This is a genomic window from Buchnera aphidicola (Brachycaudus cardui), from assembly GCF_005081945.1.
GTDB lineage: Bacteria > Pseudomonadota > Gammaproteobacteria > Enterobacterales > Enterobacteriaceae > Buchnera > Buchnera aphidicola_AN.
This window is the reverse complement of sequence record NZ_CP034879.1, coordinates 335,441-358,839: the sequence shown is the minus strand read 5'-3', so window position 1 is coordinate 358,839 and position 23,399 is coordinate 335,441. Positions and strand designations below refer to the sequence as shown.

Annotated in this window: 21 protein-coding genes; 11 read left to right on the top strand and 10 right to left on the bottom strand. The window is 25.3% G+C overall.

Going from position 1 to position 23,399, the window contains the following annotated elements:
- The first annotated feature begins 74 nt into the window (after positions 1–74).
- A complete protein-coding gene (gene pyk / locus D9V67_RS01640; protein ID WP_158359484.1) occupies positions 75–1,517 on the top strand; it encodes a pyruvate kinase in 1,443 nt (480 codons plus the stop codon).
- Between the two features lie 21 nt (positions 1,518–1,538).
- Here the strand turns inward: pyk and D9V67_RS01635 are convergent, their stop codons facing one another.
- Together D9V67_RS01635 and znuA are read right to left on the bottom strand one after the other, a co-directional pair.
- Entirely contained in the window at positions 1,539–2,765 is a 1,227-nt protein-coding gene (locus D9V67_RS01635) for a peptidoglycan DD-metalloendopeptidase family protein (protein WP_158359481.1), read from the bottom strand.
- Between the two features lies 1 nt (position 2,766).
- Positions 2,767–3,729 carry a zinc ABC transporter substrate-binding protein ZnuA gene (gene znuA / locus D9V67_RS01630; protein WP_187308331.1) on the bottom strand — a complete coding sequence of 321 codons (963 nt, stop codon included), beginning with the start codon at positions 3,727–3,729 and terminating at the stop codon, positions 2,767–2,769.
- Positions 3,730–3,798: 69 nt separating this feature from the next.
- On the opposite strand from znuA, the gene znuC reads away from it, so the two are divergent.
- Positions 3,799–4,518 carry a zinc ABC transporter ATP-binding protein ZnuC gene (znuC, locus tag D9V67_RS01625; protein WP_158359477.1) on the top strand — a complete coding sequence of 240 codons (720 nt, stop codon included), beginning with the start codon at positions 3,799–3,801 and terminating at the stop codon, positions 4,516–4,518.
- A 35-nt stretch (positions 4,519–4,553) separates the two neighbouring features.
- The gene (gene znuB, locus D9V67_RS01620) at positions 4,554–5,345 is read left to right on the top strand and encodes a zinc ABC transporter permease subunit ZnuB (RefSeq protein WP_158359475.1); all 792 of its coding nucleotides are present in this window, start codon (positions 4,554–4,556) and stop codon (positions 5,343–5,345) included.
- A gap of 21 nt (positions 5,346–5,366) precedes the next feature.
- On the opposite strand, the gene aspS is transcribed toward znuB, so the two are convergent.
- The 3 genes from aspS to trxB all read right to left on the bottom strand — a co-directional run bounded on the left by aspS (position 5,367) and on the right by trxB (position 8,634).
- On the bottom strand, positions 5,367–7,133 hold the full coding sequence (gene aspS, locus D9V67_RS01615; RefSeq protein WP_158359473.1) for an aspartate--tRNA ligase: 1,767 nt from the start codon (positions 7,131–7,133) through the stop codon (positions 5,367–5,369).
- 203 nt (positions 7,134–7,336) lie between these two features.
- Entirely contained in the window at positions 7,337–7,555 is a 219-nt protein-coding gene (infA, locus tag D9V67_RS01610; RefSeq protein ID WP_158359471.1) for a translation initiation factor IF-1, read from the bottom strand.
- A 113-nt stretch (positions 7,556–7,668) separates the two neighbouring features.
- On the bottom strand, positions 7,669–8,634 hold the full coding sequence (trxB, locus tag D9V67_RS01605; RefSeq protein ID WP_158359469.1) for a thioredoxin-disulfide reductase: 966 nt from the start codon (positions 8,632–8,634) through the stop codon (positions 7,669–7,671).
- Positions 8,635–9,054: 420 nt separating this feature from the next.
- On the opposite strand from trxB, the gene serS reads away from it, so the two are divergent.
- The 8 genes from serS (at position 9,055) to tpiA (ending at position 16,542) form a co-directional block, all read left to right on the top strand.
- Entirely contained in the window at positions 9,055–10,338 is a 1,284-nt protein-coding gene (gene serS, locus D9V67_RS01600; protein ID WP_158359467.1) for a serine--tRNA ligase, read from the top strand.
- 41 nt (positions 10,339–10,379) lie between these two features.
- Positions 10,380–11,465 (top strand): 3-phosphoserine/phosphohydroxythreonine transaminase, encoded by a 1,086-nt coding sequence (gene serC, locus D9V67_RS01595; RefSeq protein ID WP_158359464.1) that lies wholly within the window; start codon positions 10,380–10,382, stop codon positions 11,463–11,465.
- A 35-nt stretch (positions 11,466–11,500) separates the two neighbouring features.
- Entirely contained in the window at positions 11,501–12,787 is a 1,287-nt protein-coding gene (gene aroA / locus D9V67_RS01590; protein WP_158359462.1) for a 3-phosphoshikimate 1-carboxyvinyltransferase, read from the top strand.
- Between the two features lie 65 nt (positions 12,788–12,852).
- Positions 12,853–13,080: a (d)CMP kinase gene (locus D9V67_RS01585; protein ID WP_158359460.1), complete on the top strand. Its 228-nt coding sequence runs from the start codon at positions 12,853–12,855 to the stop codon at positions 13,078–13,080.
- The gene (locus D9V67_RS01580) at positions 13,077–13,511 is read left to right on the top strand and encodes a (d)CMP kinase (RefSeq protein ID WP_158359457.1); all 435 of its coding nucleotides are present in this window, start codon (positions 13,077–13,079) and stop codon (positions 13,509–13,511) included. Before D9V67_RS01585 ends, D9V67_RS01580 begins: the two co-directional genes overlap by 4 nt.
- Positions 13,512–13,635: 124 nt before the next feature.
- Positions 13,636–15,312 (top strand): 30S ribosomal protein S1, encoded by a 1,677-nt coding sequence (gene rpsA / locus D9V67_RS01575; protein WP_158359455.1) that lies wholly within the window; start codon positions 13,636–13,638, stop codon positions 15,310–15,312.
- A gap of 73 nt (positions 15,313–15,385) precedes the next feature.
- A complete protein-coding gene (gene ihfB, locus D9V67_RS01570) occupies positions 15,386–15,670 on the top strand; it encodes an integration host factor subunit beta (RefSeq protein ID WP_158359453.1) in 285 nt (94 codons plus the stop codon).
- A gap of 98 nt (positions 15,671–15,768) precedes the next feature.
- A complete protein-coding gene (tpiA, locus tag D9V67_RS01565) occupies positions 15,769–16,542 on the top strand; it encodes a triose-phosphate isomerase (RefSeq protein WP_158359451.1) in 774 nt (257 codons plus the stop codon).
- Here the strand turns inward: tpiA and D9V67_RS01560 are convergent.
- The 5 genes from D9V67_RS01560 to D9V67_RS01540 all read right to left on the bottom strand — a co-directional run bounded on the left by D9V67_RS01560 (position 16,529) and on the right by D9V67_RS01540 (position 23,337).
- Entirely contained in the window at positions 16,529–17,350 is an 822-nt protein-coding gene (locus tag D9V67_RS01560; RefSeq protein WP_158359448.1) for an MIP/aquaporin family protein, read from the bottom strand. The two genes, tpiA and D9V67_RS01560, sit on opposite strands and share 14 nt — an antisense overlap.
- Positions 17,351–17,424: 74 nt before the next feature.
- On the bottom strand, positions 17,425–18,387 hold the full coding sequence (gene pfkA, locus D9V67_RS01555; protein WP_158359446.1) for a 6-phosphofructokinase: 963 nt from the start codon (positions 18,385–18,387) through the stop codon (positions 17,425–17,427).
- A gap of 168 nt (positions 18,388–18,555) precedes the next feature.
- Entirely contained in the window at positions 18,556–19,251 is a 696-nt protein-coding gene (gene gpmA / locus D9V67_RS01550) for a 2,3-diphosphoglycerate-dependent phosphoglycerate mutase (RefSeq protein ID WP_158359443.1), read from the bottom strand.
- 144 nt (positions 19,252–19,395) lie between these two features.
- On the bottom strand, positions 19,396–20,583 hold the full coding sequence (sucB, locus tag D9V67_RS01545) for a dihydrolipoyllysine-residue succinyltransferase (protein ID WP_158359441.1): 1,188 nt from the start codon (positions 20,581–20,583) through the stop codon (positions 19,396–19,398).
- Between the two features lie 15 nt (positions 20,584–20,598).
- Complete coding sequence (locus D9V67_RS01540; RefSeq protein WP_158359438.1) at positions 20,599–23,337, bottom strand: 2-oxoglutarate dehydrogenase E1 component; 2,739 nt, start codon at positions 23,335–23,337, stop codon at positions 20,599–20,601.
- Positions 23,338–23,399: the final 62 nt, after the last annotated feature.

The following is a 23,399-nucleotide window of genomic DNA, read 5'->3' as shown; positions in this document are numbered from 1 at the left end:
ATGAATAAGTTAAGAATAAAAAAAATAATTCATACAATATAGATTGTAAAAACTTTAATAAAAAAGGTGTTTTTATGTTAAACAGGTTAAGAAGAACAAAAATTGTAGCAACTTTAGGACCTTCTACAGATATTAATAATAATCTTGAAAAAATAATTCTTTCTGGAGTGAACGTTCTTCGATTAAATTTTTCTCATGGTTCAGCACATGAACATAAATTAAGAGCGAAAAAAGCAAGAGAAATTATGACAGATTTAAATTGTCATATTGCATTACTAGGTGATTTACAAGGCCCTAAAATTAGAATTTCTAAATTTAAAAAAAATAATATTTTTTTGAATATAGGTGATTTTTTTATACTAGATGCATTATTAGAAGAAAATGATGGAAATAAGGAAAGAGTTGGTATTGATTATAAAAAATTACCATTAGATTTAAAAATAAACGATATTTTATTATTAGATGACGGAAGAATACAATTAAAAGTTATACAAGTAACAGATTATGAAATATTTACAAAAGTTATGATAGGCGGTATGCTTTCTAATAATAAAGGTATTAATAAATTAGGTGGTGGTTTATCAGCACAATCATTAACAAAAAAAGATAAAGAAGATATAATACTTGCAGCTAAAATTGATGTAGATTATTTGGCAATATCATTTCCACGGTGCAGTAATGATTTAAATCAAGCAAGACAATTAGCTGAAAAATCTGGAAGTCATGCTAAAATTATTGCAAAAATAGAGCGTGCTGAAGCTGTAATTAATCAAAAAACTATAGAAGATATAATATTAGCTTCTGATGCCATCATGATAGCTAGAGGAGATTTAGGTGTAGAAATTGGTGATTATGAATTAGCAGGGATTCAAAAAAAATTAATTAGAACTGCCAGACAATTAAATAGAATCGTTATCACTGCAACACAAATGATGGAATCTATGATCATTAATCCATTACCTACTCGTGCAGAAGTCATGGATGTAGCTAATGCTGTTTTAGATGGTAGCGATGCAGTTATGCTGTCAGCAGAAACTGCATCTGGTAAATTTCCATCTGAAACCGTTATAAAAATGGCAAAAATTTGTCAAGGAGCAGAAAAAGTACCTAGTATTAATGTTTCTAGACATCGTCTTAATGCTGAATTTAATGATATTGAAGAAACGATAGCTATGTCAGCTATGTATGCTGCTAATCATTTAAAAGGTATTACTGCCATTATTACAATGACTGAATCAGGTAAAACTGCGTTAATGACATCTAGAATTACATCTGGATTACCTATTTTTGCTTTATCAAAGCATAAGAAAACTTTGAGTTTAGCTGCTTTATATAGAGGTGTTACTCCAATATATTTTGATAGTAAATATGATGGTGTTAAAGCAGCTAATGAAGCAATGATTCTGTTACGTAAACAAGGTTTTTTATGTATTGGTGATCTCGTTATCATTACTCAAGGTGACATTATGAGAAAAACAGGAAAAACTAATACTAGTAGAATTTTAAAAGTTAGCTAATTTTTTTAAATAAAAAATTTTTTATTGTAAATATTTGAGTATTTTTTTTGATTGTTCTAAATAAGTTTTTTTTTCGTTTTTTGTTAGTGTATTAGAGAATAAAGATTTTAATTTTATAGGGTTAATTGCATGATTATTAATCCAAACCTCATAATGTAAATGTGGTCCAGTAGTTCTACCAGTATTACCAGATAAAGCTATTTTTTGACCTATTTTAATATTATCACCTAATTTAACTAGAAGTGTTTTAAGATGCATATATTTAGTTATATAATGATTTTTGTTTTTTAATGCAATATACAAACCAGCTATTTTATTAAATCGTGCTTTTATAACTATACCATTAATAGTTGCTAAAATAGGAGTTCCTTGAGGCATGGCTAAATCTACTCCTAAATGACGAGAAACACGATGTGTAACTGGATTTAAACGATGTAAATTAAAATTAGAAGAGATACGATATTTTTTTAAAAAAGATGAATTTATAAGATATTCTTCTTTATTAAAACCATAAATATCATAAAATTTTCCATTAAATGCACGTATAGAATAATATTTTTTTTTAAAATTATTTAGTTTAACACCTAATAATATATTTTTATTTTGTAATACATTATGTAAAAAAACTAAATTAAAATTACTTCCTATATTTAAATTTTTAAAATCTACTTGCCATTCAAGAGCGTTAATAACACTTTGTATTTCAGATTTTTTCAAACCTAATTCAAGTGCACTTCGAAAGAAATTTGATTTTTTTTTAATTAATATACTTTTCTTGATTAATATATTTTTTGATAGTTTCTTAGAAATTAAAAAATTATTATTAATACTTTTATATATATTTTTTTGAATTGCAGAAATTTTCCATGTTAATTTTAATAATTTACCAGATGCATTCACTGTCCAGAATAATTTTTGACCAGGTTGTAAATTATTTAAATTAAAATCTATTTTTTTGATTTTTAATATATCATTTAAACGTACTCCAGATGTACTCAGTAATACACTAATATCATCTTCTTTTTTAATTAGATGAAAATATTTTTTAATATTATCTACTTCTTCATTTAAATATTCTTTTATGTTGTATTTTGATTTTATTGTAGAATTTTTAATTTGGTTTGGAAATAAAGTACTACAACCTGATAATAAAAAGATTATTATACTATTAATTAATATTGAAATAATTTTATAAAAAAAAGAGATACGACAAAAGTATAAAAAAAATATTTTGTAAATCTGCTGCACTTTATTTGATTCCTTGAGGTATTTTTAAGCAGCGAACATATTGATTAGATAATTGTAGAAGAAATTTTAAATAACTATCTTTACTCAAAGGTATTGTGACACCAAGGGGATCAAGAAAACCTTTATGAACCTTTGTTCCACGTATTATAACATCGATAATATCTGCATTAAACTGTGGCTCTGTAAAAATACATATAGCTTTTTTATCTATTAATTGATTTCTAATTTCATATAAACTTCGAGCTCCTGTTTGTATTCCAGGATATTTTTTAAAATATCCTACTGGATGTAATTTATAATATGTTTCAAAATATTTATAAGCGTCATGAAAAATAAAATATTTTTTTTGTTTAATCGATACAAAATTATTTCTTATAGTATTATCTAATGCTAATAAACTACGCTTAAATTTTTTGAAATTTTTTTCTATTAAGATTTTTTTTTTCGGCATAATTGTAATTAACATATTATGTATAATTGTTGCAGATTCTAAAGCAATTTCAGGCGAGAGCCATATATGCATATCATATGATATATTATTAATTTGATAATTATTTTGCAAAGTATTTTTTTGTTTTTTTTTATCTATAAAACATTTAGAATTACATATTAAAAGTGATTTAATTCTTTTTTTTGAAATAAGCTCTATATATTTTTTTTTCAAATGATCTATAATTTTTTTTAAAAAAATCGGTTCAGCATTATTTCCGATTAAAATTACAAAATCAGAATTTTTTATTTTCATAATATCTAGTGGACGTAAAGAATAATTATGTATTGTTGTCCCATTAGGTGTAATAACTTCTACGGTAGTAATGCCATCGGCAATAGCGGCTGCAATAAATCCTAATGGTTTAAACATTGTAACTATAGTAGCATTGGCAAGAGTTGGTAATAAAGATAATAAAATAATTACTAATATAGTAAAAAAATTTATTTTCTTTTTATTTAATATAATATTCATATTCATTCTAAAAAATATATCTTATAATCTTAAGATTAAAAACTATATAAAAATATCATTTATAAAACTATGTTAGAATTTATTAAATTAAAAAATATTTATGTTAATTTCTCTAATCGTTCTATTCTTTCTAACATATCATTATCGTTAATTCCTAATCGTATATTGACTCTTATTGGACCTAACGGAGCCGGTAAATCTACTTTAGTACGTATTATTTTAGGATTGATAAAACCTAGTTCTGGTACGATTATTCGTTCATATAATTTATCTATTGGTTATGTGCCACAAAAATTATGTCTTAATATTTTATTACCGATTACAGTAAAAAGATTTATGAAATTATCTCAAAAAATTCAAAATGATATAAAAATATTAGAAATTTTAAAGCGTGTAAAGGCAGAATCATTAAAAAATTGTCAATTGCAAACGTTATCTGGTGGAGAAATGCAGCGTATTCTTTTAGCAAGAGCTTTACTAAATAAACCAGATCTTCTAGTTTTAGATGAACCTACACAAGGAGTAGATGTAATGGGGCAATTTGCTTTATATGAATTAATTAATACCATTAGGGATGAATTAAAATGTTCTGTATTAATGGTTTCTCATGATTTAAATTTTGTTATGGCTAAAACAGATGAAGTGATTTGTTTAAATAATCATATTTGCTGTTCTGGAACACCAGAATCTGTTTGTAAAAATATAGAATTTACTTCTATATTTGGTATAAAAGATAAACAAGAGTTAGCTATTTATCATCATAATCATAATCATATTCATTATTTTTAAAAAATAATATTTATTTATAAAATAGAGTGGTTTTTATGTTTGAACTAATTTTTCCAGGATGGCTAGCAGGTATCATATTGTCTTTAACAACTGGTCCATTAGGTTCATTTATAGTTTGGCGTCGCATGTCAGCTTTCGGTGATACTTTATCACATTCTTCTTTGCTAGCGTTATCTATATCTTTTGCTTTAGATGTTAACTCTTTTTATATTATATTTTTACTTGTTAGTGTACTTGCAATTATTTTAGCATATTTAGAGGAGCTATTACCTTTTTCTTTAGAAACTATATTAAGTATAATGTCACATAGTTCATTATCTCTCGGGATAGTATTTATTAGCTTGCTTTCCTCTAATTATCAACAAATAGATATTTCAAATTACTTGTTTGGTGATTTGTTAGCCGTAACAGAATCTGATTTACTTATAATTATAATAAGTAGTATAATTATACTTAGTTTTTTAATTTATCGTTGGAATTCTATTTTATTAGCAACTATCAGTGAAGAATTAGCTCAGATCGATGGTATAAATATATTTTATGTTCGTTTAACTATAATGTTAATGACCGCTTTAACTATTGCTGTATCAATTAAATTTGTAGGTGCATTATTAATTACTTCTTTATTAATAATTCCTCCTGCAACTGCGCAACATTTTTCTGGATCTCCTGAAAAAATGGTCATCATTGCTATAATAGCAAGTGTTATATCTGTTACAGGCGGTATGTTGTTATCTATTTTTTATAATACCCCAGCTAGTCCGTCTATTGTCTTATGTTCTTCATTTCTTTGTTTATTTAGTAATATCAAGAAATATTTTTATTGACATATGCATTAATAAATATATTTAAATCTTGTTTTTTATTATTTTTATACCTAATTCTTGTAACATTATACTATCTAATATGCTAGGAGAATTAGTCATTAAACAAGCTGCTGAAGTTGTTTTTGGAAAAGCAATTACATCTCTAATGTTTGTACTATGAGTAAGCAACATAACTATTCTATCTAGTCCTAAAGCTATTCCTGCGTGTGGAGGAGCGCCATATTGTAATGCTTCCATTAAAAAACCAAATTTTTCATACTGTATTGATTTTTTTATTCCAATGATATCAAATACTATTTTTTGTATATTTATATCGTGGATACGAACTGAACCTCCACCAATTTCATATCCGTTTATAACAAGATCATAACTATCAGAAATAGCGCTATTGGGTGAATTTTTTAATTTTTTTACATCCATATTTTTTATAGCAGTAAAAGGATGATGAACAGAGGAAAATTTTCCTTCTATATCTTTATGAAACATAGGAAAATTAAGGACCCAAACAGGTTTCCAGCTCGTTTTTTTAGTAATATTTAGATCGTTTCCTAGTTTTAAACGTAACATACCAAGAGATTTATTAACAATAGAGTTTTGATCAGCTATTAAGAATAATATATCCCCATTTTTGGCATGAGTTTTACTAAATATTTTCTTTAAAATATTTTCATCTAATATTTTTTTTATTGAACTTTCAATACCTGATAATCCAATGTTCAATTTTTTAATTTTTATGTAAAATAATTTTTTTGCATGGTATTTTTTTACGTATTGGCTATATATATCAATTGTTTTTCTACTTAAATCACAACCTCCAGAAATACATAATAATGCTATTCGACTAGAATTAAAACAATTTATATTAAAAAATGATATAAATTTTTTATTCTTAAATATACTAGATACATCAATAATTTCTATTGGATTTCGTAAATCAGGTTTATCTGATCCGTATCGTTTCATTGATTCATGAAACGATATTCTAGGAAATTTATTTAAATTAACATTTATAGTTTTTAACCAAATATGTTTGATAAGATTTTCTGTTAATTTAAGAACTTTTTTAGAATTCATAAATGATGCTTCAATATCAATTTGTGTAAATTCTGGTTGTCGATCTGAACGTAAATCTTCATCACGAAAACATTTTACTATTTGATAATATCTATCAATTCCAGAAATCATTAATAATTGTTTAAAAAGTTGAGGAGATTGCGGTAATGCATAAAACTTTCCATGATAATTGCGACTAGGAACTAAATAATCTCTAGCACCTTCTGGTGTAGATTTAGTAAGAATAGGAGTTTCAATATCTAAAAAATTTTTTTTTGTCATAAATGTTCTTACTAAATAAGTTATTTGATTTCTTATTTTAAGATTTTCTAAAATATTAAAGCGACGTAAATCTAGATATCTATATTTTAATCTCGAATCATCATAGTTGTTATTCATATAATTTAATGGTAACGATTTAGAAGTATTTAAAATGTTTAATGTATCTGCTAATACCTCTATTTCACCAGTAGTCATTTTGAAATTTTTATTTTTTTCTTCTCTGTGTCTAACTATACCAAAAACTTGAATACAAAATTCATTTCTTAGTTGAATAGCTTTTTGAAAATTAATAATATTTTTCGATTCAAAAATTACTTGAATAAGACCAGTATAGTCTCTCATATCAATAAAAATAAATTGACCAAAATTTCTTATTTTATGTACCCAACCGCATAACTTAACACTTTGATTCAAATGAATTTTTTTTATATTTCCACAATATTTAGTACGCATAAATACTCTTTAAAATTTATTTTTTATTTTTACAGAAAACAATAGAATTAATTTTAATAATGATTTTTTTAAATAGATTTGATTTGCATAAGATAATTTTAGTTTATTTGAGAAGTGAATTTTTTACACAAACAATTAGTTATTGTTTGTTAAATACTTGTATTTTGATAAAATGAGTGATTATTTAAATATTTTAATGTAAATTAACGACTTCTAAAAATAATTCTTCCCTTAGTTAAATCATAAGGTGTTAATTCTACAGTTACCTTATCCCCTGTTAATATTCTAATATAATTTTTTCTCATTTTTCCTGAAATATGTGCTGTAACAATATGTTTATTGTCTAATTCTACACGGAACATGGTATTAGGTAAGGTATCTATTACTATACCTTGCATTTCAATGTTTTCTTCTTTAGCCATTTTATTCTCATTATAAAATAATAACAAAATTATTTAGTGATTTACTATATCAGATACTAGTCATTTTGACTAGTATGTTTTGAAAAATTGAATATATTTAATATATAATATTTTTATAGTAAACTACTAAGATATCGTTCACTGTCTAACGCAGCCATACAACCACTAGAAGAAGATGTAATTGCTTGTCGATATACGTGATCAACAACATCTCCTGCAGCAAATATACCAGGAATACTTGTTTGAGTATAGTTTCCACCATGTGCTCCACGCATTATTTCGATATAACCTTCTTTCATTTTTAATTGATTAATAAAAATATTTGTATTAGGAACATATCCAATTGCTATAAATATTCCAGAAATCTTTATTTTTATTTCTTTTTCTTCTTTCATTTGTTTTTGAGTAATTAATACATGAGTAACACCGGAAGAATTTCCTAATATATTTTTCACAGTGGAATTTAAATGTAATACTACTTTTTTATTCTTTATTTTTTTTGTTAATCGATCAATTAATATTTTTTCAGCTTTAAAATTAATTCTGCGATGAATTAAGTGCACGGTTTCAACAAAATTAGATAAATATAACGTTTCTTCTATAGCTGTATTCCCACCACCTACAACTGCAACTTCTTTGTTTTTATAAAAAAAACCATCACATACTGCACATGTTGATACACCTTTTCCTTTAAAAATCTCTTCTGATTTTAATCCTAAATAACGAGGATTTGCTCCAGTAGCAATGATGATAGAATCAGCAGTATATTCATATTCTTCTCCAATTAAATAAAAAGGTTTTTTTTTAAAATCAACTGAGTGTATAGTATCAGATATAATTTTAGCTTTAAATTTAATAGCATGTTTATGCATACGACTCATTAATTCTGATCCAGTAATTTTATCAACGTCTCCTGGCCAATTTTCAATTTCATCGGTATTCATTAATTGTCCACCTTTATTAGTTCCAGTAATTAAAAAAGGATGCAAATTAGCTCTAGCAGCATATATAGCAGCAGTATATCCTGCTGGACCAGAACCTAAAATAATTACTTTACTATGTTTAATAAAACTGTTCATATTGATTTTCCTAATTTAAGAAATATGTTTATATATTTAAAAAAAAGTATATTTTTTAGCTCAATAACTATAAATTATAATTATTATTAGATACAATTAATATATAAAATATTAATCTAAATAACTATTTAGAAAAGATTTTTTTAAAGAATATTTTATATTTTTTGTAAATTTATTTAAAATTTATACTTTTTATTTAAATATATTAAATTTTTAGTTACAAAATAGATAAAAATTTTTCTTTTTATAAGTTTATATTTAAATAAAGATTTAAAATATTTTAACATGTATATTAATAGCTTATAACGCAATTAAAGTATGATTAAAATAATCTTAATTTATTAAAAATTTTTTTAAAAAAATAGTATTAATACTTTATCAATATGATTTTATTTATAATTTAAAAGAAGCAAATACATTATGTTAAATCCTTATTTATTACGAAATGAATTACATTTAACAGCTAAAAAATTACTAAAAAAAGGTTATAAATTAGATACTTATAAAATTTCTTCGATGGAAGATACACGTAAAATATTACAAATTCAAACTGAAAATTTACAACATAATCACAATGTTTTATCACGTTTGTTTAAAGATGCAAAAAATCTTAAAAAAGAAAATGAAATTTTAAAAAATAAGATTATAAATTCTGGAAAAGAGTTACAAGATGCTAAAATTAAATTAAATTCTCTGCAAGAAAAAATTTATAATTTTTCTTTAGATATACCTAATATTCCTGATGATAATATTCCAGAAGGAGATACATCAAAAAGCAATCAAAAAATAAAATATTGGGGTCAAAAAAGAAAGTATGAATTTATAATTCAAGATCATGTTGAAATAGGAAAAAAATTTAATAATTTAGATTGGACATCTGCAGCAAAAATATCAGGTTCAAGATTTGTTGTAATGAAGGGAAATATAGCTCTTTTACATCGAGCATTGAGTCAATTTATGTTAGATTTACATACTATAGAACATGGATATATAGAGGCTTATGTACCTTATTTAGTTCATTCTAAAGCTTTATATGGAACGGGTCAATTACCAAAATTTAGTGATGATTTATTTCATATAAACTTTATGAATAAAAATAATTATACATTAATTCCTACAGCAGAAGTACCATTAACTAATTTGTTTTATAATCAAATTATAGATGAAAAAGATTTGCCTATTATGTTAACTGCTCATACTCCTTGTTTTCGATCAGAAGCTTCTTCTTATGGACGTGATACAAGAGGATTAATTAGATTACATCAATTTGATAAAGTTGAATTAGTTCAAATTGTTAAACCAGAACAATCTATGTTAGCCTTAGAAAAATTAACTAGTCATGCTGAAAAAGTTTTACAACTGTTAGAATTACCGTATAGAAAAGTACTTTTATGTACAGGGGAGATGAGTTTTTCTTCTTCTAAAACATACGATTTAGAGGTTTGGTTTCCTGCTCAAAAAAAATATAGAGAAATTTCTTCGTGTTCTAATACAAGTGATTTTCAAGCACGTCGTATGAAAACTCGTTATAGAAAAAAATCTGAACAAAAAATTTCTTTAGTACATACGTTAAATGGCTCAGGTTTAGCAATAGGTAGAACATTAGCAGCTATATTAGAAAATTATCAACATTCTGATGGTAGTGTCGAAATTCCTAAAATCCTTCAAAAAAAATATATGCAGGGCTTAGAATTTATAAATTAATTATAAATATATTGCTAGCAATAAATACGTTGGGTGAAATCATGAATACAATTTATAATTTTAGTGCCGGACCTGCTATGATTCCACAAGATGTACTTAATCAAGCTAAACAAGAACTTCAAAATTGGCAAAATTTAGGTTTTTCTATAATGGAAATAAGTCATCGTAGTAAAGAATTTATAGAAGTTGCTGAACAAGCAGAACAAGACTTAAGAGATTTACTACATATACCTGATTTTTATAAAGTATTATTTTGTCAAGGTGGTGCTAGAGGTCAATTTTCTGCTGTTCCTATAAATTTATTAGGAAATTTAAAAACAGCTGATTATATAGATAGTGGTTACTGGTCAAAATCTGCGTTTATAGAAGCTAAAAAATATTGTATTCCTAATTCTATATCAATTAAAGAACAGATTAATGGAAAAACATCTCTTCTATCTATGTCACAATGGGATGTTAATAAAAAATCAGCATATATTCATTATTGTCCTAATGAAACGATAGATGGATTATCTATTTATGAAGAACCAAAATTCAAAGATAAAATAATTATTGGAGATTTTTCATCTTGTATTTTATCGCGTTCAATAAATATTGAAAATTATGATCTTATTTATGCTGGTGCTCAAAAAAATATTGGTCCTGCAGGTATAACAATCATTATTATTCGAGAAAATTTAATAGGATATACTTCTAAAATATCTCCTTCTATTTTAGATTACAAAATAATATCAGAATATAATTCTATGTTTAATACACCACCTACATTTGCTTGGTATCTATCAGGATTAGTTTTTAAATGGTTAAAAAGAAAAGGTGGTTTAAAAAAAATTGAAGAATTAAATCAGATTAAATCGCATTTATTATATGAAAAAATAGATAAAAGTAACTTTTATATTAATACAATAGATGATAAAAATAGATCAAAAATGAATGTTGTTTTTAATTTAGTAGATCCTAATTTAAACGAAATTTTTTTGAAAGAATCTTTTGAATCAGGTTTAATTGCTTTAAAAGGACATAGTATAATAGGTGGAATGCGTGCGTCTATTTATAATGCTATGCCATTAGAAGGTATTCAATCTTTAATAAAATTTATGTCATATTTTGAAAATCGATATGGATAAATCACAATTTTAATAAAATAGAGTATATATTAACTATGCAAGATTCTTTAAATTTACCACCAATATCTTATGTGAATGGAACTGTTTATCTACCTGGTTCTAAAAGTATATCAAATAGAGTTTTATTATTATCTTCTATGGCTAAAGGTAGAACACATTTAACTAATTTATTGAATAGTGACGATATTCGTTATATGTTAGAATCTTTAAAAAAAATAGGCATTCAATATTTTTTATCTAATGATAAAAAAGAATGTCATATTGAAGGTATTGGTCAAGCTTTTCAATTATCTAAACCACTTTCATTATTTTTAGGTAATGCAGGTACTGCTATGAGACCTCTTTTATCTGCGTTATCTGTGTATAAAAATAATGTTGTATTGAGTGGAGATGATAGAATGCACGAACGACCTATTGAACATCTAGTTGACGCCTTAAGACAAGGAGGGGCTAATATAGAGTATGAAAACAAACAAGGTTATCCTCCTATACGTACAAGAGGTGGTTTTATTGGTGGTTCTATTATTTTAAATGGAAATATTTCTAGTCAATTTTTGACGTCATTATTAATGATTGCACCACTAGCTTTTAAAGATACTACTATTTTTATAAAAGGACATTTAGTTTCAAAACCTTATATTGATATTACGATTAATTTAATGAAATCTTTTTTTATAAATATTAAGCATGATTCTTATAATGTTTTTTATATTCAAGGTCGACAACAGTATAAAACACCAGGAAAATTTATGATTGAAGGAGATGCTTCATCAGCTTCGTATTTTTTAGCTGCTGCAGCTATTAAAGGTGGTTCAATTAAAGTTGTAGGTGTTGGTAAAAATAGTATACAAGGCGATATACAATTTGCAAATGTTCTTGAAAAGATGGGAGCGAAAATTTTTTGGGAAAATGATTTTATTACTTGCACTCGTAATACATTAAATGCAATAGATTTAGATATGAATCATATTCCTGATGCAGCTATGACGATTGCAATAGTAGCTCTTTTTTCTAAAGGTACTACTATTATAAGAAATATATATAATTGGCGTGTAAAAGAAACTGATCGTTTATCTGCAATGTCTATAGAATTAAAAAAAATTGGCGCTATAGTAGAAGAGGGAAAAGATTTTTTATCTATTACTCCACCTGTTTTTTTTAAATATTCAAATATTAATACTTACAATGATCATCGTATAGCTATGTGTTTTTCACTAGTATCTTTATCTGAAATTGGTGTGAACATCCTTAATCCAAGTTGTACTGCTAAAACTTTTCCATCTTATTTTAAAGATTTTTTATCTATTACCAAATCAGATTAATTTTAATAAATAAAAAAATATTTGTTAATAAAAACAAATTTGTTGAATATTAAATAATATAACACATGATAAATAAAATTCCTGTTATTACTATTGATGGTCCTAGTGGTGTTGGTAAAAGCACACTATCTAAAATGATAGCAAAAAAATTAAATTGGTCTGTATTAGAATCAGGGAAAATATATAGATTAATTGCTTTATTGGCATTAAATAAAAAAATTAATATTATTGAAAAAAATATAATTCCAATTGCAAAAAGACTAGATTTTATACTAATTAAAAAAAAAATATAAAATATTCTTCTAAATTACTTAAACTTAATGAAGTTAGTCAAATATCTTCTCAATTAGCATCTTATCCTATAGTGAGAAAAATTTTACTAAAAAAACAAAGATTATTAAGATGTTTACCTGGCTTAATAGCTGAAGGACGTGATATGGGCACAGTAGTTTTTCCAGATGCTATGCTTAAATTTTTTTTAAATGCTCATTTAGAAATACGTGTAAAGAGAAGAATGTTAGAATTAAATAAAAATGGTTATTATATCAGTTTTAAAGAGTTAGCCACACAAATAAAAAATCGTGATAAACAAGATAAAAATCGTTTAATTTCCCCTTTATGCATTCCAAAAAATGCTATAATATTAGATTCTACTAATATGAATTTATCAGAGGTAGCCACAGCTTCAATGGAATACATCATTGAAAAGATAAAGATTTTATAAACAATAATTTTTATTTTTCAAAACAACACTCTTTAATAAGGATTATTATAAGATATATAAAATAAGCTCATTTTAACATGAAGTTAAAATGAACATTACATAAAAATTTCTTAATATTATTAATATGAATGAATCTTTTGCTCAATTATTTGAAGAATCACTAAAAGAGATTAAAACTCGTCCAGGTTCAATTATTCGCGGCACGATAATTTCCATAGAAAAAGATATAGTTCTAGTCGATGCAGGTCTTAAATCTGAGTCTGCAATTCCTTCTGAACAATTTCAAAATGCTCAAGGTTTAGTAGAGGTTAATGTCGGTGATCAAATTGACGTTGCTTTAGATGCTATTGAGGATGGTTTTGGTGAAACACTATTATCTCGTGAAAAAGCAAAACGTCATGAAGCATGGCTAATATTAGAACAAGCGCATGAAAAATCAGAAACAGTAACAGGTATTATTAATGGTAAAGTTAAAGGTGGTTTTACTGTTGAATTAAATGATATACGCGCATTTTTACCTGGTTCTTTAGTAGATATTAGACCAGTACGAGAAACAATTCATCTTGAAGGAAAAGAATTAGAATTTAAAGTAATTAAATTAGATCAAAAACGTAATAATGTTGTTGTTTCACGTCGTGCTGTTATTGAATCAGAAAATAGTGCTGAAAGAGATCAATTATTAGAAAGTTTACAAGAAGGAATGCATATTAAAGGTATTGTAAAGAATTTAACAGATTACGGAGCTTTTGTAGATTTAGGAGGAGTTGATGGTCTTTTACATATTACTGATATGGCTTGGAAAAGAGTAAAGCATCCTAGTGAAATAGTTAATGTAGGTGATGATATTAATGTTAAAATTTTAAAATTTGATAGAGAAAGAACTCGTGTATCATTAGGATTGAAACAATTAGGTGAAGATCCTTGGATAGCGATTTCTAAGCGTTATCCAGAAAATACAAAATTAAGTGGACGTGTTACAAATTTAACAGATTATGGTTGTTTTGTAGAAATTGAAGAAGGTGTAGAAGGTCTTGTTCATGTATCCGAAATGGATTGGACTAATAAAAATATTCATCCCTCTAAAGTAGTTACTGTTAATGATATAGTAGAAGTTATGGTTTTAGATATTGATGAAGAGCGTCGTCGTATTTCACTTGGTTTAAAACAGTGTAAAATTAATCCATGGAAAGAATTTTCTGAAACTCATAAAAAAGGAATTCATGTTGCTGGAAAAATAAAATCTATTACAGATTTTGGTATTTTTATTGGTTTAAATGGTGGTATTGATGGTTTAGTGCATTTATCTGATATTTCTTGGAAGATATCTGGTGAAGAAGCAGTAAAAAAATATAAAAAAGGTGATGAAATTTCTGCTGTAGTCCTACAAGTAGATGCTGAAAGAGAACGTATATCTTTAGGCATTAAACAATTAGAAGAAGATCCTTTTAATATATATATTGCTAATCATAAAAAAGGTTTAGTAATTAATGGTCAGATTAAGAATTTCGATAAAAAAAATGCGACAATAAAATTATCAGAAGACATAGAAGGAATTTTAAAATTTTCAGATATTTCTCGTTTACATTATGAGGAATTCATGAAAAAATATAAAATTAATGATGAAATTTTCGTTAAATTATCTAGTTTTGATCGCAAAAATAGAATAGTTTATCTTATTATGCATATAATAGATGAAACTGAAAAAAAAGACGTAACTATTTCATCCAATAAAAAAATAAATGATGATGCATTTTCTAATGTAATGGCAGAAGCATTTAAAGCCGCTAAAAATACTGAATAATTATTTTTATAAAAAATATTTTATCTATCAAAAAAGTAAATAAATTTTTAAAGTATATTAATATAGAGGTTTTATGACAAAGTCAGAATTATTTGAAAGAATTTCAGAAAAAAAAATTCATATTTCAAATAAGATAATAGAAAGTGCTATAAAAGAAATGTTAGAACATATGACAATGTCGTTAGCAAAAGGTCAAAGAATTGAAATTCGAGGATTTGGCAGTTTTTCTTTACATTATCGTTCCGCTCGTATTGGTCGAAATCCAAAAACTGGAAAAATAGTCAAATTAAATGAAAAATATGTCCCCTATTTCAAACCAGGTAAACAATTACGAATTTGTACGAATATATACAAATAGCATATTTTAAATTTCTACAATAGAAACTAAGTCTATATAATTTTTTTATAAAAAAACTTAGTTTCTATAATTCTATAAAAAAATTATTAGGAGAAAAAATGAAAAAACATTTACTTGTAGCAAATTGGAAATTAAATGGAAGTATAAAAATGATTTCTCAGTATATCAAATGTGTAAAATCATGTTTATCAGTTCTTTCAAAAAAAAATATTATTGTAATTGCTCCTCCTACTATATACTTAAGTGAAATTTATAAAAATCTTAATAACATTGATATTTTTCTTGGTGCACAAAATGTTGATATTAATCTCAAAGGTGCATTTACAGGTGAAACTTCTATTTTAATGTTGCGAGATATAGGTGTAAAATACGTTATTATAGGACATTCTGAAAGACGTTTATTGCATAATGAAACTAATGATATACTTGTAAAAAAATTTGATTTAATAAAAAAATTAAATTTAATACCTATTTTATGTATAGGTGAAATAGAAAAAAATAAAAATTATAATCAAACAACAAAAATCCTTATAGAACAACTAAATTGCATGTTTCAGGTATTAGGTAAATCAGTATTTAGAAATACAGTTATTGCATACGAACCTATTTGGGCGATTGGTACTGGTTTATCAGCTGATCCAAAATATGTACAATTTATACATAAATTTATCAAGGATTATATTGCACAGCATGATCCTACAAGTATAAAAAATATAATAGTTCAATATGGTGGTTCTATTAACGCTATTAATGCAGAAGAGTTCATTAAAGAACCTGATATAGATGGTTTACTAATTGGAAGTGCATCTTTAGATTCAAAAGAATTTTGTAAAATTATAGCGATAGCAGAAAAAGTAACTAAATATTATTAATATTTTTATTTTTTAAAAAGTCATTGTTCATCAGTATTTTATAAGTCCAACCACCTAAATTAATACCTATAATAGGACCTATAGCAGGAATTAAAAAATATAAAAAATTATTACTTCCTCCAGTAAAAGAAAAAACACCCCATCCAATTAAACTAAGAAATATCTTAGGACCTAGATCTCTTGCCGGATTGAGACTGATGTTATTGATAGGACTTATAGATAAATTGATCATAAAAACTAATATTCCTATTAATATTGGTCTTATAGAACTATTATATAATAATTTATTATTTTTTTTATTATTTAACTGTAATAAAATTATCATAAAAAAAGCAGCTGTAAATACTTCTATTATAGCATTACGAATAAAACTATTATTAAAATTAGGATATATACAAAAAATAGAAGCTAAATTAAGGCTTTCTTGAGAACCTATAATAATATTATTATGATTAATAAATGAAACTAATTCGCGATAGTAAAGAAAATATATTAACATTGTAAAAAAAAAAGCGCCAAAAATTTGAGATATAATATATGGAAGTACTTTTTTCTTATGAATCTTACAAGATAACCAAAAAAAAATAGTAATAGCTGGATTTAGATGAGCCCCTGATATTGAAGAACTAAAATAAATTGATATAGATACTGCTAAACCCCAAATAAAGCTTATTTCAAATGAATTTAAATAGATATTTGTTAATTTTGAAGCTAATAAACATCCTGTTCCAAAAAATATTATTAGTCCTGTTCCAAAAAATTCAACAATACATTGCTTAAGGATATTTTTTTTTGTGTAAAAATTCATTTTTAAATAACCTATATAATCTTATTTTAAAAAAATAAAAGAGAGCGCCGGAAACACCGGCACTAATTTTTATATTAGTATAACTTTTTAGCAGTGATTAACCAATCTCTTTTAAAAGTACGTTTCATATTTTTTAACGCATTTGTTATATCATTAAAGACCATTTTTTCATTTTGTACTCCAACACATTTACCTTGATGACCTTGTATCAATAATTCAACAGCATATGCACCCATTCTAGAGGCTAATATACGATCATATACAACTGGTGCACCACCTCTTTGAATATGTCCAAGAATTGTTGCTCTAGTTTCTCTATTTGTTTTTTTTTGAATATATCGAGCTAATTTTTCTACATCACAAATGTATTCTGTTATTGCAACGATAGCATGTTTTTTACCTTTAGCTATACCAGCTTCTATTTCAATAACTAATTCTTCTTTAGTATAATGAATTTCTGGTAACACAATAAATTCACAGCCTCCAGCAATTGCTGCAGCTAATGTTAAATCTCCACAATATCTTCCCATTACTTCTACAATAGAAATGCGTTGATGAGAAGAAGAAGTATCACGTAATCGATCAATAGCTTCAACAACTGTTTGTAAAGCTGTAAAATAACCTATTGTATAATCAGTACCTGCAACATCATTATCTATAGTACCTGGAATACTAATACATGGCACACCTATTTCTGTTAATTTTTGAGCTCCTATATAAGATCCATCACCTCCAATAACAACTAGACCATCTATTTTCCTTTTTTTTACGTTATTAGCAGCAATAGAACGTATTTTTTTTTTATAAAAGTCAGAAAATCTAGCTGATCCTAAAAATGTTCCACCTTTATTAATCATATCAGAAACACTATATCTATCTAGTTGTTTCATACGATTTTCATATAGACCTAAATATCCGTCATAAACTCCAAAAACTTCTAATTTTTCACTAAGTGCTGTTCTTACTACTCCTCGAATTGCAGCATTCATACCTGGAGCATCTCCACCACTGGTCAAGACTCCAATTTTTTTAACCATTACAACCTCGATTTGAAATTTCTATAAAAACATTCTATGAAACATAATTTTTGAAAAAAATACATTTGTATTATGAAATATGAATATAATTTTAAATATAACTATATCAATTGAGTATGAAATTTTTTAGGAATAATGAAAAATAAAAAAAATGATTTTTTAATACAACTATTTTAAATAGTACCATTTTATAGGAATATATTGTTCGTTGAATTCTACAATAATAGGTGTTGCAGTTGGAATATTTAATTCTAAAATTTTTTGATTGTCTATTTTATTAAGATATTGTACTAATGCACGTAATGAATTTCCATGTGCTACAATAAGTATTTTTTTATTTTTTTTTAATTCAGGATAAATAACTTGATCCCAATAAGGAATTACTCTTATTGCAGTTGTTTCTAAACTTTCTCCTAAAGGAATTTTATCAAATTTTAAATGAGAATAACGTCTATCATGTCCTGGGAATCGTTTATCATGCATGCTAATTTTAGGAGGAGTAATATTAAAACTTCTTCTCCATAACATGACTTTTTTTTCTCCATATTTTTCAATCACTTGATTTTTATTTAATCCTTCTAGTGCACCATAATGCCTTTCATTTAAACGCCAAGTTTTTTGAACTGATAACCAAGATTGGTCTATTTCATCTAAAATATACTGTAAAGTATGTATTGCTCTTTTTAATACAGATGTATAAGAGCAATCAAAAAAGAAATTATTTTTTTTTAATAATAAAGCTGCAGATTGAGCTTCATCTTTTCCTTTTCTAGTTAATTCTACGTCATGCCATCCAGTGAATTGATTAAGTTCATTCCATACGCTTTGACCATGTCTAATTAAAACTACTTTTTTAGCTATCATGTTTTTTCTCATATTATTGTATAAAGATAATTAATGATTCTTTAATTTAAAATGTTTTATTTTGATTATAAAAGTACAGTTGCGTTTAATTCAATCCCTGTACTTTTAAAGCAAATAAAAATATTTTAAATAATCAATATAATTTCAAATATCTATTAAGATACGAGTAAAATCCTCTAATATATTTTTAATAGATACTAGAAAACCTACTGATTCTTTACCATCTATTAAACGATGATCATAAGATAAAGCTAAATACATCATTGGAAGAATTTTAATTTTTCCATTAACAACTATTGGTCGATCTTGAATTGTATGCATTCCTAATATAGCTGTTTGAGGAGGATTAATAATTGGTGTAGACATTAAAGATCCAAAAATACCGCCATTAGTAATGGTAAAGTTTCCTCCTGTTAAATCTTTTATATCAATTTTATTTTGAAGTCCTTTAATAGAAAATTCTTTTATTTTTTTTTCTATTTCTGACATAGTCATATTTTCAGCATTTCTTAATACTGGTGTTATTAATCCTTTTGGTGTTGAAATAGCAATACTAATATCAAAATTTTTATAATAAATTATATCTGTTTTATCTATAGAAGCATTTATTTCTGGAAATTTTTTTAAAGATTGTATTACTGCTTTTACAAAAAAAGACATAAATCCAATGCGGATTCCATGTTCTTTCTCAAAATCTTTACCATATTTTTTACGCAAAAGTATTATTGGATGCATATTTACTTCATTAAAAGTTGTTAGCATTGCTGTATTTTGAGTACTATATAATAATCTTTCTGCAATTCTTTGTCTTAATCGACTCATAGTGACTCGATGTTGAACTTTACTATTTTTGGATTGCTCGATGAACCCTTCTTGTAATATATTTATATTAGATTCTTTTTCTATAATATTTTGATTATGATTTTTGTTTTCTATTATTTGTTTTGAGTGCGGAAAATCACTATCCATTAAATTGATTTTCATCAAGCGTCTTGTAGAAGGTGTGAAATGTGTCATGATTTCTGTTTGATTGAATAGATTTTCTTTTTTTTCTATAACAGGATCATCAATAATATTTTTTTTAACATTATCTAAATGATTTATTTCACCTATAATTTGTTGTGATTTAACTATTGCTCCTTCTATCTCTAAAATTGATTGTAATTGTCCATTACACGGAGATGAAATTTCTAACATTACTTTATCGGTTTCAATATCAACTATATTTTCATCAGATAAAACCATATCTCCTATTTTTTTATGCCATTTTACAATTGTTGCATCACTAATAGATTCTGGTAAATCTGGAACAATAATATTTATTTTTTTCATTACCTGTCCTATTTTTTAATTAATATTTAATGCAGTATTAATTATTTTTTCTTGTTGTATTTTATGTAAAGATATATATCCTACTGCAGGTGCAGCAGAAGATAAACGACCAATATATTTTAATGAAGCATTTGACGGAATCATATCATTTAAATAATTTTTAATATAAAACCATGCACCTTGATTACAAGGTTCTTCTTGACACCAAATAAAATCTTTTATATAAAAATATTTTTTTAATATGGTTAATATTTCATTATGAGGAAATGGATATAATTGTTCAATACGCACTAAAATAATATTCACAATATTATTGTTACGACGTTTTTCTAATAAATCATAATAGATTTTTCCAGTACAAAAAATAAGACGTTTTGCTATTTTATTATTATGATCTATTTCATCTATTATTTTCTTAAAACTTCCATTGATAAGAGTATCTAAAGAAGATCTTGCCATAGGATGTCTTAAAAGAGATTTAGGAGTAAATATAATGAGTGGTTTGTAAATTTCATTGAATATTTGTTGTTGTAAAATATGAAATATTTGTGAAGATGTAGTAGGTATACATATTTGTATATTTTCTTCTGCGCAAAGTTGTAGAAATCTTTCAATTCTTCCTGATGAATGTTCAGGTCCTTGTCCTTCATATCCATGAGGTAATAAAATAACTAAATTGCAGTTTTGATTCCATTTTTGTTCACCAGAACTAATGAATTGATCAATAACTATTTGAGCACCATTAACAAAATCTCCAAATTGAGCTTCCCAAATAGTTAATGTTTTAGATGGAAATAAAGAATAACCATATTCAAAAGCTAATACTGCTTCTTCAGATAGTACAGAATTCCAAATTTGAAATTTTCCTTGTTTTTTTCTAATATGATTTAAAGGTATATAAATAGAACCATTAATTTGATCATGAATGAATGCATGTCGATGAAAAAAAGTACCTCTACTTACATCTTCTCCTGAAAATCTACAAGAAATACCTTCGTTGATAATTGTTGCATAAGCTAATGTTTCAGCTGCACCCCAGTCAAATAATTTTAATTCTTTAGACATTTTTAATCTATCTTCATAAATATTTTTTACTCTAGGATGCATCTTAATTGAATCAGGAATACTATTAATTAAATAGGATAATTTTTTTAAATTAGCTTGATTTATATTTTTTATAATCTGTTTTATATTTTTTTCCTTGAAAGAAGTTACAGGTTTTTCATATTGAAAATTAATTTTTTTATGTCTTGAAAAAATATGATCACCTGTTCTTAATTTATAAGAATATTTATTCATAATTTCTTGATTTTTTTGAGGTGTGATTATTTTTTTTAATATTAATAAATTAGAATATATTTCTCTTACAGTAGGATGATTATTTATTTTTTGATACATAATAGGTTGTGTAACAGATGGATCATCTACTTCATTATGTCCATGACGTCTATAACATACAAGATCTATAAAAACATCTTTTTTAAATTTATTTCTAAAATAAAGAGCTAATTGTATAGTAAAAATACATGCTTCTATATCGTCTGCATTAACGTGAAATATTGGTGCTTGAATTATTTTAGCGATATCAGTACAATATTGACTTGAACGAAGTGTTTTTGGGTCAGAAGTAGTAAATCCAATTTGATTATTAATAACGATATGAATGGTACCTCCTACTTGATAGCCTTCTGTTTGAGACATATTCAATGTTTCTTGTACTACACCTTGACCGATTACAGAAGCATCTCCATGAATATTAATGGGTAATATTTCGCTATTACATTTTCCTAATTGATCAATAGAAGATCGAGCCATTCCTGAGACTACTGGGCTAATTATTTCTAAATGAGATGGATTACATGCCATTTTAAATAATATTGTTTTCTCATTTTTTATTTCTGAAATACCTCCCATATGATATTTCACATCACCACTAATATTTTTTAATATACTAGTACCAGAGAATTCCTTAAATAAGATTTCAGGACTTTTATTTAAAACATTCACTAGTACGTTTAATCTACCTCTATGAGCCATACCCAATATTATTTCAGATATATTATTTTTTTTTGAGTATCTTATAGTTTCATGCAATATTGGAATTAATGCTTCAGCTCCTTCTAACGAAAATCTTTTAACACCAGGAAATTTTTTTCCCAAATGTTTTTCTAACATTTCAGCATAAGTTATTTCTTTTAAAAAATTAATTTTTTCTTCTGTTTTTAATAATTCTTCTTGATAAAAAGATTCTATATAATCTGAAATTGATTTTTTTTCTAATGCATTATCCATATACATATATTCAAAACCAATAGAACTGCAGTATTTTTTAGACAATGTTTTATGTAAATCTATAATATTTGTTTTAAATTGATGACTATTTTTGAAATTTATTTCAACAGTTTTTTCTATTTCTTCTTTAGTAAAATTATAAGATGTCAAATCTAAACTTTTAATAATTTTTTGTTCTAGTAATTGAAGAGGATCAATTAAAGATTGTTTATAACCTTGTGTACGAAATGTATTAATAATAGAATTCATTCTATCGATTAATTGACAGTTATGATCTTTTAAATTATCTAGATAATGTATATTTTTTTTATCTTGAGAAATATCTAACAATGCAGAATGCCAAGAGATATCAATAGATTGGGGGTTTTTTAAAAAATTTTTATATATTTCTTCTATATAATTTTGATTGTTTATAGACAACCAAGAGGACTGTAACCAATATTTTATTTGATTTTTTTTCATAATTTTATTTTTAAAAGAAATTGCTACCTTAAATATTATAAATGTTTAAACATTTATATTAT

Bases quoted from the DNA above. Each gene is read 5' to 3' on its own strand.
- znuC (WP_158359477.1), top strand. From the start codon at position 3,799: ATGTTAGAATTTATTAAATTAAAAAATATTTATGTTAATTTCTCTAAT.
- D9V67_RS01585 (WP_158359460.1), top strand. From the start codon at position 12,853: ATGATAAATAAAATTCCTGTTATTACTATTGATGGTCCTAGTGGTGTT.
- ihfB (WP_158359453.1), top strand. From the start codon at position 15,386: ATGACAAAGTCAGAATTATTTGAAAGAATTTCAGAAAAAAAAATTCAT.
- sucB (WP_158359441.1), bottom strand. From the start codon at position 20,583: ATGAAAAAAATAAATATTATTGTTCCAGATTTACCAGAATCTATTAGT.
- pyk (WP_158359484.1), top strand. From the start codon at position 75: ATGTTAAACAGGTTAAGAAGAACAAAAATTGTAGCAACTTTAGGACCT.
- serC (WP_158359464.1), top strand. From the start codon at position 10,380: ATGAATACAATTTATAATTTTAGTGCCGGACCTGCTATGATTCCACAA.
- aroA (WP_158359462.1), top strand. From the start codon at position 11,501: ATGCAAGATTCTTTAAATTTACCACCAATATCTTATGTGAATGGAACT.
- pfkA (WP_158359446.1), bottom strand. From the start codon at position 18,387: ATGGTTAAAAAAATTGGAGTCTTGACCAGTGGTGGAGATGCTCCAGGT.
- aspS (WP_158359473.1), bottom strand. From the start codon at position 7,133: ATGCGTACTAAATATTGTGGAAATATAAAAAAAATTCATTTGAATCAA.
- tpiA (WP_158359451.1), top strand. From the start codon at position 15,769: ATGAAAAAACATTTACTTGTAGCAAATTGGAAATTAAATGGAAGTATA.
- D9V67_RS01560 (WP_158359448.1), bottom strand. From the start codon at position 17,350: ATGAATTTTTACACAAAAAAAAATATCCTTAAGCAATGTATTGTTGAA.
- znuB (WP_158359475.1), top strand. From the start codon at position 4,554: ATGTTTGAACTAATTTTTCCAGGATGGCTAGCAGGTATCATATTGTCT.
- D9V67_RS01540 (WP_158359438.1), bottom strand. From the start codon at position 23,337: ATGAAAAAAAATCAAATAAAATATTGGTTACAGTCCTCTTGGTTGTCT.
- serS (WP_158359467.1), top strand. From the start codon at position 9,055: ATGTTAAATCCTTATTTATTACGAAATGAATTACATTTAACAGCTAAA.
- infA (WP_158359471.1), bottom strand. From the start codon at position 7,555: ATGGCTAAAGAAGAAAACATTGAAATGCAAGGTATAGTAATAGATACC.
- rpsA (WP_158359455.1), top strand. From the start codon at position 13,636: ATGAATGAATCTTTTGCTCAATTATTTGAAGAATCACTAAAAGAGATT.
- gpmA (WP_158359443.1), bottom strand. From the start codon at position 19,251: ATGATAGCTAAAAAAGTAGTTTTAATTAGACATGGTCAAAGCGTATGG.
- znuA (WP_187308331.1), bottom strand. From the start codon at position 3,729: ATGAATATTATATTAAATAAAAAGAAAATAAATTTTTTTACTATATTA.
- trxB (WP_158359469.1), bottom strand. From the start codon at position 8,634: ATGAACAGTTTTATTAAACATAGTAAAGTAATTATTTTAGGTTCTGGT.